General features: G+C 64.1%; 9 protein-coding genes and 1 pseudogene. 6 read left to right on the forward strand and 4 right to left on the reverse strand.

From position 1 onward, the window contains the following. The first annotated feature begins 123 nt into the window (after positions 1 to 123). From V1290_RS08690 to V1290_RS08710, 5 genes and pseudogenes are all read left to right on the forward strand, one after another. A complete protein-coding gene (locus V1290_RS08690; protein ID WP_334364014.1) occupies positions 124 to 594 on the forward strand; it encodes a (2Fe-2S)-binding protein in 471 nt (156 codons plus the stop codon). Continuing rightward, positions 591 to 4,145: a molybdopterin cofactor-binding domain-containing protein gene (locus V1290_RS08695; RefSeq protein ID WP_334364015.1), complete on the forward strand. Its 3,555-nt coding sequence runs from the start codon at positions 591 to 593 to the stop codon at positions 4,143 to 4,145. The genes V1290_RS08690 and V1290_RS08695 overlap by 4 nt, the downstream gene beginning before the upstream one ends. Positions 4,146 to 4,214: 69 nt before the next feature. After that, positions 4,215 to 5,520 (forward strand): annotated as a pseudogene (gene pncB / locus V1290_RS08700) (nicotinate phosphoribosyltransferase). Between the two features lie 45 nt (positions 5,521 to 5,565). Further along, on the forward strand, positions 5,566 to 6,861 hold the full coding sequence (locus V1290_RS08705) for an O-acetylhomoserine aminocarboxypropyltransferase (protein ID WP_334364016.1): 1,296 nt from the start codon (positions 5,566 to 5,568) through the stop codon (positions 6,859 to 6,861). Positions 6,862 to 6,864: 3 nt separating this feature from the next. Next, positions 6,865 to 7,647: an alpha/beta fold hydrolase gene (locus V1290_RS08710; RefSeq protein ID WP_334364017.1), complete on the forward strand. Its 783-nt coding sequence runs from the start codon at positions 6,865 to 6,867 to the stop codon at positions 7,645 to 7,647. Positions 7,648 to 7,695: 48 nt separating this feature from the next. Here V1290_RS08710 and V1290_RS08715 read toward each other — a convergent pair whose 3' ends face one another. The 3 genes from V1290_RS08715 to V1290_RS08725 all read right to left on the reverse strand — a co-directional run bounded on the left by V1290_RS08715 (position 7,696) and on the right by V1290_RS08725 (position 10,860). Further along, positions 7,696 to 8,721 carry a S1C family serine protease gene (locus V1290_RS08715; protein ID WP_334364018.1) on the reverse strand — a complete coding sequence of 342 codons (1,026 nt, stop codon included), beginning with the start codon at positions 8,719 to 8,721 and terminating at the stop codon, positions 7,696 to 7,698. An 83-nt stretch (positions 8,722 to 8,804) separates the two neighbouring features. Further along, positions 8,805 to 9,254 (reverse strand): hypothetical protein, encoded by a 450-nt coding sequence (locus V1290_RS08720; RefSeq protein ID WP_334364019.1) that lies wholly within the window; start codon positions 9,252 to 9,254, stop codon positions 8,805 to 8,807. A gap of 7 nt (positions 9,255 to 9,261) precedes the next feature. Next, the gene (locus V1290_RS08725; protein ID WP_334364020.1) at positions 9,262 to 10,860 is read right to left on the reverse strand and encodes a GMC family oxidoreductase; all 1,599 of its coding nucleotides are present in this window, start codon (positions 10,858 to 10,860) and stop codon (positions 9,262 to 9,264) included. A 188-nt stretch (positions 10,861 to 11,048) separates the two neighbouring features. Here V1290_RS08725 and V1290_RS08730 point away from each other — a divergent pair, with 188 nt between their 5' ends. Then, complete coding sequence (locus tag V1290_RS08730; RefSeq protein WP_334364021.1) at positions 11,049 to 12,659, forward strand: flavin-containing monooxygenase; 1,611 nt, start codon at positions 11,049 to 11,051, stop codon at positions 12,657 to 12,659. A gap of 777 nt (positions 12,660 to 13,436) precedes the next feature. On the opposite strand, the gene V1290_RS08735 is transcribed toward V1290_RS08730, so the two are convergent. Next, the gene (locus tag V1290_RS08735; RefSeq protein ID WP_334364022.1) at positions 13,437 to 13,682 is read right to left on the reverse strand and encodes a hypothetical protein; all 246 of its coding nucleotides are present in this window, start codon (positions 13,680 to 13,682) and stop codon (positions 13,437 to 13,439) included. Positions 13,683 to 13,684 lie beyond the last annotated feature (2 nt).

Consider the following 13,684-nt stretch of genomic DNA (forward strand, 5'->3'; position numbering starts at 1 on the left):
CATAAAGCGAGCAGCGCGCTGCAGCGCGGGATCGCGCGGCTTGCACGTTTGTACACAAACGGTATCTTTCGAGAAGTATCCAGTGCGGGTTTTGCAGCGCAACGAGGACTTCGGGAGAGCATGATGCGCCTGACCGTCAACGGCAAGGTTCACGACGTTGACGCCGCGCTCGACACTGCATTGCTTTACGTGCTCCGCAACGACCTCGAACTGAACGGACCGAAATACGGCTGCGGGCTCGGCGAATGCGGCGCCTGCGCCGTACTGATCGACGGCGTCGCCGCGCGTTCCTGCGTGATCCCGATCGAGGGCTGCGCCGGGCGCGACATCGTGACGCTCGAAGGCCTCGGCACGCGCGAGCATCCCGATCCCGTGCAGCAAGCGTTTATCAGCGAACAGGCGGCGCAGTGCGGCTATTGCCTCAACGGCATGATCATCACCACCAAGGCGCTGTTGCTGCGCTCCCCTCACCCATCGGAAGACGACGTACTGGAAGCACTGCGCCATCATCTGTGCCGCTGCGGCGCACATGTCGAAATCATGCGCGCGGCGATGCGCGCCGCAGGCCGTCTCGTTGAGGCGCAGACGCGATGACCGTCCCTGACACGGCCGAGAATCGCGAGCGGTTGCAAGGCACGCTGTCCGTCGTGCGTCCGGCATCGCCGGTCGAGGCCGTCAAGTTCGAGACGTTCATCAAGATCACGGCAGATGGATCGGTCACCGCCTATAATGGCCACGTCGATCTCGGCACCGGCATCCGCACCGCGCTCGGGCAGATCGTTGCCGAAGAGCTCGACGTATCGTTTGCCCGCGTTGTGGTCGTGCTCGGCGACACAGCCCTCGTTCCCAATCAAGGTGCGACGATTGCGAGCGAAACAATTCAGATTACGGCCGTACCGCTGCGCAAGGCCGCCGCGCAGGCGCGGCAGTTTCTGGTCGCGCGCGCCGCCGAGCGGCTTGAGCTTTCGGCCGAGGATATCCTCGTTGAAGACGGCCTCGTCCGCGGCAAGGACAATCGCAGCGTCAGCTATGGCGAATTGATTGCGGGCGAGACCATTCGCCTTGAACTCGCCGACGACGTTCCAGTTAAGTCCGTCGACGCCTACAACATCATTGGCCAATCGGTGCCGCGCGTCGATCTTCCGGCGAAAGCGACCGGTGAATTGGCCTATGTGCACGACATGCGAGTATCAGGCATGCTGCATGGCCGTGTCGTTCGCCCGCCCTATGCCGGCGTCGATGTCGGCGATTTCATCGGCAACAGCCTGATCGCGGTCGACGAGGATTCCGTGCGCGACGTCCCTGGACTTGTCGCGGTCGTTCGCATCGGCGACTTCGTCGGCGTCGTCGCAGAGCGCGAGGAGAATGCGATCAAGGCGGCGGCGCAGCTCAAGGTGAGCTGGAAGCCGGTGCCGACGTTGCCCGACCTCAAGGACATTGAAGCGGCGTTGCGAGCCAATCCATCGACGCCACGAACGCTGATCGACAAGGGTGATGTCGATGCGGCGATTGCCGGCGCCGCCAAGCCGATGCCGCGAACCTACATCTGGCCCTATCAGATGCACGCCTCGATCGGCCCGTCCTGCGCGGTTGCGGATTATCAGGAGGATGTGACGCGGGTTTGGTCGGGCACGCAGAACCCGCACCATCTGCGCACCGATCTGGCGCGGCTGATCCACCGGCGCGAAGCCGAGATCGAGGTGATCCGGCTGGAGGCTGCCGGCTGCTATGGCCGCAACTGTGCCGATGATGTTTCCGCCGACGCGGTGCTGCTGTCGCGCGCCGTCGGCCGGCCCGTCCGCGTGCAATTGACGCGCGAGCAGGAGCACGCCTGGGAGCCGAAGGGCACCGCGCAATTGATGGATGTCAACGGCGGATTGAACGCCGATGGCAGCATTGCCGGCTATGATTTTGCGACGCGCTATCCATCGAACGGCGCACCGACGCTAGCCCTGCTGCTGACCGGCGCCGTCCCACATACGCCGGTGGTACTCGAGATGGGTGATCGCACCGCGATCCCGCCCTACGATTACGAAAATCTGCGCGTGGTGGCGAATGACATGCCGCCGATCGTGCGCGCCTCGTGGCTGCGCGGAGTCTCGGCGCTGCCGAACACCTTTGCGCATGAATCCTGGATCGACGAATGCGCCAGCGAGGCCGGTGTCGATCCGATCGAATACCGTCTGCGTTATTTGAAGGATCCACGCGCGATCGATCTCGTCAATGCGGTGGCCGAACGCGCCGGCTGGAAACCGCGGCCGGTACGCGAGGAGAAGCAGGCCGAGGACGATATCGTGCGTGGGCGAGGCTTTGCCTATGCGCTCTATGTGCACAGCAAGTTTCCCGGCTATGGTGCAGCGTGGTCGGCGTGGATCGCCGACGTCGCGGTGAACAAGGCGACCGGCGATGTCAGCGTGACGCGGGTGGTGGCAGGCCAGGACTCCGGCCTGATGATCAATCCGGACGGCGTGCGCCACCAGATCCACGGCAACGTCATCCAGTCGACCAGCCGGGCGCTGATGGAGGAAGTGTCGTTCGATCGTAGCTCCGTGACGGCGCGCGAATGGGGCGCCTACCCTATCATCAAGTTTCCCGAGGTGCCTGAGATCGACGTGCTGATGCTGCCGCGGCAGGATCAGCCGCCGCTCGGTGTCGGCGAGTCCGCCTCCGTCCCCAGCGCAGCCGCCATCGCCAATGCGATCTATGATGCGACCGGCGTGCGCTTTCGCGAGTTGCCATTCACGCCGGAACGCATCTTGCGGGGGCTGCGCGGCGAGGAGCCGGCGGCACCAGGGGCGTTGCCTGCGCCTGCATCCGCACCACAGCCTGATCTCAACCGATGGCCCAGTCCGTTCGCCGGACGACGCGGCGTGCTTGCGACTGCCGCAGCGCTGTGCGCGGCTGCAGTCGGCATCGGCGCCGCAGTGTTGCCGTGGCGAGCGATCGCGCCAATCGCGCGGCCCGATGCCTCGGTCTATTCGGCCGCGACCATCGCCCGCGGCGAGCAACTTGCCGCGCTCGGCGATTGTGCGGTGTGCCACACCGCTGCGAACGGCGTGCTCAACGCCGGCGGCCGGCCGCTGCCGACGCCGTTCGGCACGATCTATTCGACCAACATCACACCCGATGTCGGAACCGGCATCGGCGCCTGGTCCTATCCCGCCTTCGAGCGCGCAATGCGCGAGGGCATCCATCGAGATGGACGGCATCTCTATCCCGCGTTTCCCTATCCGCATTTCGCCAGGACCACTGACGCCGACATGCAGGCGCTCTACGCCTATCTGATGGCGCAGTCGCCGGTGCGAGCGGAGACGCCGGCCAACGCGCTGGCATTCCCGTTCAACCTGCGCCCGCTGATGGCCGGATGGAATGCGCTGTTCCACACACCCGCCGTGTTCCAGCCCGATCCCGCAAAATCAGAGATCTGGAATCGCGGCGCTTATCTCGTCGAAGGTCTCGGCCATTGCGGCGCCTGCCATTCGCCGCGCAATGCGCTCGGCGCGGAGAAGGCGAATGCCTATCTCGCCGGCGGATTTGCGGAAGGTTGGGAAGCACCGGCGCTGACCTCGCAGTCGCAAGCGCCGATACCGTGGAACGAGGGCGAGCTGTACGCCTACTTGCGAACCGGCGAATCGCGCTTTCACGGCGTCGCCGCCGGGCCCATGGCGCCGGTGGTGAAGGAGCTCGCCGCATTGCCGGATTCCGACATCCGCGCCATGGCGGTCTATCTCGCCTCGTTCAACGAGACCGCGATCGATCGCCCGGCGCAGCGAGCGCTTGCCGCCAGGCTCGAAGCCTCGACCGGCACGCGAACGCTTGCGGCCGCTAGCGTCGGCGCGCGGCTCTATCAGGGCGCCTGCGCCGTCTGCCATGAGGTCGGCGGCGCACCGCTGTTCGGCAGTCGGCCATCGCTGGCGCTCAACAGCAATCTGCACAGCACCGTGCCCGACAATCTGATCCAGGTCATCCTGCACGGCATCGCAAAGCCGGCCGTGACCGACCTCGGCTACATGCCGGCGTTCAAGGACAGCCTGAGCGACGGCCAAATCGCCGAACTGGTCGCTTATCTGAGGCAACAATTTGCCCCCGATAAGCCGGTCTGGAAGGATATTCCTGCTGCGATCGGCCGTATCCGGCAGGAATAGCGCGCTGAGCTGCCATGCCGCCGGCAAAACCCACTGGTTGGGCAGCCCGCGGCACGGTAAAGTTCCGCCATGGCAGTTACCGATATTGCATCCCGGACCTATAACCACGGCTGGCGGCTCGACCCGATCGTGCGCAGCCTGCTCGATACCGATTTTTACAAGCTTTTGATGCTGCAGATGATCCGGGGAATTTTACCCGGAGCAGCGCGTAACCTTTTCGGTCATCAACCGCACCCGGCAGGTTCGCCTCGCCGAGATCGTCGATGAGGGCGAACTGCGCGCACAGCTCGACCACGCGCGCACCATCCGCTTCACCAAGAAGGAGCTGATCTGGCTCTCCGGTAACACGTTCTACGGCAAGACCCAGATGTTCTCGCCGGACTTCATCCACTGGCTCGCCAACTTCCGCCTGCCCGAATACGAGCTCAACAAGGTCGACGGCCAGTACGAGCTGCACTTCCACGGGCCGTGGACCCACACCACGATGTGGGAAATCCCGGCGCTCGCGATCATGAATGAGCTGCGCTCACGGCAGGCGACCAAGGGTCAGGGACGCTTCGTGCTCGACGTGCTCTATGCCCGCGCCAAGGCCAAGCTGTGGTCCAAGGTGGAGCGGCTGCGCAAGCTTGAGGGCCTGCGGCTGTCGGACTTCGGCACACGCCGGCGTCACGGCCATCTGTGGCAGCGCTGGTGCGTCGAGGCCGTCAAGGAGGGGCTCGGCCCCTCTTTCACCGGCACCTCCAACGTGCTGCTGGCGATGGATAACGATCTCGAAGCGATCGGCACCAATGCGCATGAATTGCCGATGGTCGCGGCCGCGCTCGCCAATTCCGACGAGGAGCTGCGCTGGGCGCCCTATCGCATCCTCGACCAGTGGCGACACACCTACGGCGGCAATCTCTTGATCGCCCTGCCCGATGCATTCGGCACCAAGACATTCCTGCGCGATGCACCGGACTGGGTCGCCGACTGGACCGGCTTCCGCCCCGACAGCGCGCCGCCGATCACGGCCGGCGAAGACATCATCAAGTGGTGGAAGCAGAAGGGCCGCGAGCCCAAGGAGAAGCTGCTGGTGTTCTCCGACGGCATGGATGTCGATTCGATCGAGGAGACCTATCGTCACTTCGCCGGACGCGTCCGCATCTCGTTCGGCTGGGGCACCAACCTCACCAATGATTTCGTCGGCTGCGCGCCGGACGGATCGGCCGACCTCGATCCGATCTCGCTGGTCTGCAAGGTAACGTCGGTCGATGGGCGGCCGGCGGTCAAGCTGTCGGATAATCCCGAGAAGGCCACCGGCACGCCGTCCGAGATCGAACGTTATTTGCGCGTGTTCGGCAATGCCGGACGCGTCCGCACCGCCGTGCACGTCTGAGCCATCACATACTTTCCCGCCACCACTTGATCTGACGAGCCCCGCATGCCCGCACCCAAGCCGCCTGCTTTCGAAACCCTGACCCTGCATGCCGGCCAGCGCCCGGATCCCGCGACCGGCGCCCGCGCCGTTCCGATTTACCAGACCACCTCCTACGTATTCCAGGACTCCGACCACGCCGCGGCGCTGTTCAACCTGGAGCGCGCCGGACACATCTACACCCGGATTTCCAATCCCACGACCGCCGTGCTCGAGGAGCGGCTGGCGGCGCTGGAAGCCGGCGTCGGCGCGATCTGCACGGCAAGCGGCATGGCCGCGATGCATCTGGCGATCGCGACGATCCTCAACGCCGGCGACCACATCGTCGCCTCCGCCTCGCTCTATGGCGGCACCATCAATTTGCTGGCGCACACGCTGCCGCGCTTCGGCATCACGACGACGTTCGTCAAACCGCGCGCGCTCGATGAATTCCGCGCCGCGATCAAGCCGAATACGCGGCTGGTGATCGGCGAGACCATCGGCAATCCCGGAATGGAAGTGCTGGATATCCCGGCGGTCGCCCAGATCGCGCATGACGCCAAGATTCCGCTGCTGATCGACAACACCTTTGCGACGCCGTTCCTCAGCCGCCCGATCGAGCTCGGCGCCGACATCGTGATGAACTCCGCGACCAAATGGATCGGCGGCCACGGCATCGCCATTGGCGGCGTCATCGTCGATGGCGGCCGGTTCGACTGGCACGCGTCGGGCAAATTCCCGCAGCTCACCGAGCCCTATGCCGGCTATCACGGCATCGTTTTCGACGAACAGTTCGGCCAGGCTGCCTTCATCATGCGCGCCCGCACCGAGGGCCTGCGCGACTTCGGCGCCTGCCTGTCACCGACCAACGCGTTTCAACTGCTGCAGGGCGTCGAGACGCTCGGCGTGCGGATGGAGCGCCACATGAGCAACACGCTTGCGGTGCTCGAAGCGCTGAGCGCCAACAAGGCGGTCGAGTGGGTGCTGCATCCGGCGCTGGAAAATCATCCCGACCATCAGCTCGCGAAGCGGCTGTTGCCGCGCGGCGCCGGATCGATCGTCTCTTTCGGCATCAAGGGTGGCCGCGCGGCGGGCAAAAAATTCATCGAGTCGCTCAGGATGATCAGCCATCTCGCCAATGTCGGCGACGCCAAGACGCTGGTCATTCACCCCGCCAGCACCACGCATCAGCAGATGGATGCAGCGCAGTTGAAGGCCGCCGGGGTCGGCGAGGAGCTGGTGCGGCTGTCGATCGGAATTGAGGCCGTTTCCGACATCATCGATGATCTCGGCCAGGCGCTTCGCGCATCGCAGAAGGTTTGACCCATGCAGCTTTCCGTCAACGGTGCTGATGTCTTCGTCGCGACCGGCGGCCGTCCGTTCGATCCGTCGCTGCCCGCGGTGGTGATGCTACACGGCGCGGGGTTCGATCATTCGACCTGGGCGCTGCACAGCCGCTGGTTCGCCCATCACGGCTACGCCGTGCTGGCGCCCGATTTGCCCGGCCATGGCCGTTCGGGAGGCAGCCCGCTGCCGACTATCGCCGATATGGCCGACTGGACTGCCGCGCTGCTCGACGCTGCGGGTGCGCCGAAGGCGAAGCTCATCGGCCATTCGATGGGCTCGCTGATCGCACTGGAGACGTCCGCGCGTCATCCCGACAAGGTGTCCGGCCTCAGCCTGATCGGCACCGCTGCTGCGATGACGGTAGGCCCCGATCTGCTCAAGGCCGCCGAGGTCAACAACCCTGATGCCATCGACATGGTCTCGATCTGGGGCCTCGGCTTCAAGGCCGAGCTCGGCGGCAGTCTTGCGCCGGGACTGTGGATGCATCAGGGCGCGCAGCGCGTGCTGCAGCAGACGCGGCCGGGCGTGCTCTACAGCGATCTCAATGCCTGCAACTCCTATCAGAACGCACTCGCAGCAGCCGCGCAGGTGAAGGTGCCCGTCACCTTCATTCTCGGCGAGCGCGACATGATGACGCCAGCCAAGGGCGGCAAGGCGCTGGCGGCGGCGACGCCGAATGCGCGGATCGTCATCGTTCCCGGCGCCGGCCACATGATCATGGCCGAAGCGCCCGACGAGTTGCTGGCGGCGTTGCGGCAGTAGCAGCGAACTCCGTTTCTTCCCTCCCCTTGTGGGAGAGGGTGAGCAGCATCACTGCCGCGCCACCTGTTTGCGCTCCACCGGGTGGATGTCGATCGCCCGCAATCTTCCCATGCGCAATACATCCATCGCGAGCGTCCGCCCGATACGGTCGCGATCGAGGGCGCGGATCAGATCGTCGACGCCGTTGATCTCGACGCCGTCGAGCTTGATCACGACATCGCCCGGCAACAGTCCCGCCTTCGCGGCCGGGCTGTCCGGCTCGATCTGCGCCAGCAGCGCCCCCATCTTGTTGTCGACGCCGGCGACCACGGCATGCCGCCGCGGGATCGGCGCGGTCTGGCCCGCAACGCCGATATAGGCGCGGCGGACATAGCCGTGGCGGATGATCTCGGACAGCACGAACTGCGCCGTGTTGCTGGCGACCGCAAAGCAGATGCCCTGCGCGCCGTTGATGATCGCGGTGTTGATGCCGATCACCTCCGATGCCGACGACACCAGCGGCCCGCCGGAATTGCCGGGATTCAGCGCAGCATCGGTCTGGATCACGTCCTCGATGGTCCGGCCGCTCACCGAACGGATCGAGCGGCCGAGCGCCGACACCACGCCGGCGGTCACCGTCGATTCGAAGCCGAGCGGATTGCCGATCGCGACCACGAGTTGGCCGCGACGCAGGCTCTTGGAATTGCCGAGCGAGGCATAACGCAGATCGCGCGCGCCGTCGGCCCGCAACAAGGCAAGGTCAGTATCTGGATCGACGCCGAGCACGTGAGCGTCGGTGACGAATCCTTCGGTGTCGCGCAGCCTGATCTCCTTCGATGATCCGACCACATGGCTGTTGGTCAGCACGAGACCGTCGGGCGAGATGACGATACCGGACCCAAGTCCGCCGCGCTCACGCACGCTGCGCACCTTCGGCCCGGTTTCGACGCGCACGACTGCGGGACCGACCCGCTCGGTCACATCGATCACGGCATTGGAATAGGCATCGAGCAAAACCCGGTCATTGTCCCGGGCAGGCTCAGCCGTTCGCGGCGACAGTCCGTCGTCGGCGATATCTGAGGTATAATCCAACATGGCGAGATTCCTTCGGCCTCATCAGATGGTGGTCGGGAACCGCCTGCGCAAGGTGCCCGCGCATGCAGCGCTGGGCAGGCCTGCTAGGGCGCCCTTCTGAGCTTCGCCGGCCGCGCCTTGACGGGGTCTAGCAGCGACCAGTCCCCCTCTTCCAGCACGTGGCCCTTCGGGAATGGCGCGCGAAGCTCCAGCCCGAGCGAGCGCAGCACGCGATCGTCGCGGTAGTAGCATTGCAGGACGACGCGGACGAGCGTAGCCGCCGCAACGCCGCCGGTGGCGCGGAACTCCGTCGCGATCGCATCGCGCCGCGCCGCTTCAAGCTCAGCCAGCGGCTTGCCGGCCAGACGCGCCAGATGGTCGAGCGCGGCACGCACCATCGCAGTATCGCGGCCGAGCGTCGCCAGCATGTCGACCTGGATTGCGGGATCGTCGGCGCCGGGCACCTTGTACTCGTCGCTGGCGGGAATGATCATCGCAGCAATAGTGCGGAGATCGTCGCGTTGGGCTTTGGTCAGTTCATTGGCTGCGGACATCGCGGTCTCAATCGAAGAGGTTGGCAAGGCGTTGCTTCATCTGATCGGCAACGTAGAGCGCGATCGCCTGGATGGTCGAGGTCGGGTTCACGCCGCCTGACGTGACGAACACGCTGCCGTCGACGATGAAGAGGTTTTTCACGTCGTGCGACCGCCCCCATTCGTTGACCACCGAGCGCGCAGGATCGGTGCCCATCCGCGCGGTACCGAGCAGATGCCAGCCGCCCCAGGGAATCGGGTTGTTGATGCAGATGTCGGTGGCGCCGGCGGTTTCGAGAATTTCACGGCCGCGCGCCAATCCATGCTCCATCATCTTCCGGCTGTTTTCGCTGATCGTGTAGTCGATCTTCGGCGCGGGAATCCCATGGCTGTCCTTCAGCACGGGATCGAGCGTGACGCGGTTGTGCTCCTCGGGCAGATCCTCGCAGATCGCAGATACCGCGAGCCGATGGCCGTTGAGCTTGCGGAACACGCGGTGATGGTCCGCGCCCCATGGCAAAATGCCCTTCTGTTCGCTCGCGACGGCTTCGAACACCGGCCCCGCGCCGCGGCCGAACTGGATGCCGTAGCCGCGCACGAAGCCGCGCGAGAGATCGGTGTCGTAAAACTCCTTGCTCCAGAGGCAAGTCGGCGGCGCGCGGTTGGAATCGGTCGGCTCCTTCACAAAACCGTAGATTTGCGCATAGGGATGGAACATCAGGTTTTTGCCGACCAGGCCGGATGAATTGGCCAGGCCATTCGGGAAGCGGCCGGAGACCGAATTCAAGAGCAGCCGCGGCGTGCCAACGCCGTTGCAGGCGATGATGACGACTTCGGCCGGCTGGAATTGCTCGACGTCATCCCTGTCGTAATAGACGACGCCCGAGGCCATGCCATGCTCGTTGGTCAGAATCTCGCGCACGCGGCAATGGGTCTTGAGCTCGACGCCGGCGCGGATCGCCTGCGGCCAATAGGTGATGTCGGTCGAGGCCTTGGCGCCTTGCGCGCAGGCCGGCGTGCAATGGCCGAGATTGATACAGCGCGCCCGGCCCTCGTAATCCGTCGTCGCGACCGTGGTGTCCGACGGCCACCAATGCCACCCGAGCTTGTTCATGGCCTTGCCGATCAGCGGGCCGGAAAGTCCGAGCGGCTGCGGCGGCATAGGCGGATGCGTGAGCGGCGACAACGGATCGCCCGACAAACCCGAGACCCCCATCATGCGGTCGTTCTCTTCGAAGAACGGTACCAGCGTGTCGTAGTCGATCGGCCAGTCGTCGGCGACGCCGTCGAGCGTTTTCGCCTTGAAATCGGACGGATGCAGCCGCGGCCAATGCGCGGTGTACATCACCGTCGAGCCGCCGACACCGCTGAAGTTCACGACCTTGATCGGCGAGTTGTCGTCGTTGATTGGATAGTCCTCGGGCCGGCCGCGGACGTTCGGGCTGGTCGACCAGTCGCCATAAAATTTCGCCTCCCAGTCGCGCCCCGTGCTCGGATATTCCGAGGGCTTCATCCAGCCGCCCTGGTCGAGGCAGAGGATATGCATTTTGGTTTCAGCCAGGCTCCACGCCACCGCCGCGCCGGACGCGCCGGCGCCGATGATGAGGACGTCAACGGGGTCGTTCATTGCGGTCGCTTCGCTCCCTGAACTAGCGTCGCCTTGAAGGCGATCTGGGCTCCACGATAGGGGCAGATGCTGCCGGCAGTAAAGCCGAGCGAGGCCGACTTGGCGGGACAAACGCGCAACCCAGCCACGCCATGATACAGGTTTGTTTGCGGACGCGAGACGGGGTAGCTTTTGAGCAAACCATACGCATGGAGGCGACGCCGATTCCGGACTACGACGCCATCATCATCGGCGCGGGCATGTCGGGGCTGTACCAGCTCTACCGGCTGCGCGAGCATGGATTTCGCGTGCGCGTGTTCGAAGCCGGTACCGATGTCGGCGGCACGTGGTACTGGAACCGCTATCCCGGCGCGCGCTTCGATTCCGAGAGCTATTCCTATGGCTACTCGTTCTCGAAGGAGTTGCTGGAGGAATGGGAGTGGTCGGAGCATTTTGCGGGCCAGCCGGAGACGTTGCGCTATCTCAATTATGTCGCCGACAAGTTCGACCTGCGCCGGGATATCCAGTTCAGGAGCCGGGTGACGGCGGCTACTTACGGGGAAGATACGCGGAGCTGGACCATTACGCTGGAGGACGGCAGCCGGTTCGACGCGCGCTTCCTGATCACCGCGATCGGGCCGTTGTCGACGCCTACCCTGCCGCGGATCGAGGGCCGCGAGGATTTCAAGGGCGCCTCCTTTCATACCGCGCGATGGCCGAAGGAGCCGGTGAACTTTGCCGGCAAGCGCGTCGCCGTGATCGGCACCGGCGCGACCGGCGTGCAGACCATCCAGACCATTGCGGGACAGGTCGGCCACCTCACCGTATTCCAGCGCACGCCGAACTGGTGCGCGCCGCTGCACAACGGCAAGATCGACGCCGAAACCCAGAAGAAGATCAAGGCCGACTATCCCGAGATCTTCGCCCGTTGCCAGGAAACCTTCGCCTGCTTCCTGCACACGCCGGACCCGCGCGGCGCGTTCGAGGTGTCGGACGAGGAGCGCGAGGCGTTTTATGAGAAGCTCTATGGCGAGCGCGGCTTCGGCATCTGGCAGGGCAATTTTCGCGATATACTGATCGACCGCAAGGCGAACGCCACGATCTCCGATTTCGTCGCGCGCAAGATCCGGCAGCGCGTGAAGAATTCGGCGGTCGCGGAAAAGCTGATTCCGAAAAATCACGGCTTCGGTACGCGACGCCTGCCACTCGAGACCTTCTATTACGAGGTCTACAATCAGGACAATGTCGAGTTGGTCGACATCAACGAGACGCCGATCGAGCGGATCACGCCTGAGGGCATCAGGACAAGCGAACGGGATTACGAGTTCGACATCATCATCTATGCGACCGGTTTCGATGCCATCACCGGCAGTTTCGACAAGATCGATTTTCGCGCGGTTGGCGGCGCGCGGTTGAAAGACAAGTGGCGACAAGGCCCGGAGACCTATCTCGGCATCATGGTGCATCAATTTCCGAACATGCTGATGCTGATGGGACCGCACACCGCGCTCGGCAACATCCCGCGCAGCATCGAGTACAGCGTCGACTGGGTCAGCAGGCTGCTCCTGTTCGCGATGAAAGGGGGGTTGACGCGGCTGGAAGCGACGCCGGAGGGCGTGAAATCCTGGACCGATCACGTCAAGGCGCTCGGCGAGGGATTGCTGTCCAACGAGGTCAACTCCTGGATGACCGGCATCAATTCCAACGTCGAAGGCAAACAGAGGCGCATCGTCGCCCGCTACAGCGGCAGCGCGCCGGCTTATCGCGCGAGGTGCGACGAGGTAGCGGCCAAGGGGTATGACGAGTTGAGGCTGGGGTAGCGTCATCGTCATGCCGGCAATGCCTCCTCCCGTCATTGCGAGCGAAGCGAAGCAATCCACGTCTCGGCTCGGGGATAGATGGATTGCTTCGCTGCGCTCGCAATGACGGGGAAGTAGCGACACAGCATGCCATCGTCATCCCCGCGCCAGGCGGGGATCCAGTACGCCGCGGCCTATCGGTTCAATCACTGCTGTCTCTGGAATACTGGATCCCCGCCTTCGCGGGGATGACGACTGAATATGAGGCGGCCTTCGACGCATTGCGTCCGAGCTTTGCTCTCAACTTCCCGCCCTCTCATTCAGAGGGCGCAGGGAAGACCGGGTGCTTGCCGCACCCGCGGTCTCGTGTGCAAGTGCGCAAAAGGAAACGCACACGAGCATACAGGTACAGCGGGAGCATCCCGGCCTTCCCTGCGCAATGGCTTTACGGCTTACTTCGTGCTCTCCGGCGAACGGCCTTTTTGCCACCGTCGCCCCGGAGAAGCTTTCGCTTCTAAAGGACTTAATGCCAGCACCGCGACATCAGAACCACACGACTTCGCCGTACGCCTCAGCCACACTCGTCAGTCATGGCATCAGCGTCCATCGCATCTCACCGCGCGTCAGGTGACGATGGCCGACGCCCCTCATCTCGCCGTGAGACGGAGCGAGTTATGCCGCTGATTTGGGGAAGAACGGAAGCGGAATATTTTTGATTTGGCGGATTGACATTATTTCTGAAAATCAGAAGTGATTTGCCCCGCACATCACAGGCGCCGTAGGACCTCCTACGCCTTCTCAGACGATCAACTTCAGCAGATAGCTCCTCGTTTCACGAAGGCGAGTATCGACGGCGTTAGCATCGAAGAGATATTCGCCGCCCTCGGGACGATACATCGTCAGTATCTCAACGGTTTGCTGGAGATAGTCGTCGTCGGGAAACGCATCATCCAGGGCGGCTTCGATTTCATTCGCGCTTGCGATACTCGTGTCAGCCCCCGACACAAAACGATCGATCAGCGAGATTATTCGGAGCGCAGTCAAGT

The sequence above is a fragment of the Bradyrhizobium sp. AZCC 1578 genome (genome assembly GCF_036924675.1).
GTDB lineage: Bacteria > Pseudomonadota > Alphaproteobacteria > Rhizobiales > Xanthobacteraceae > Bradyrhizobium.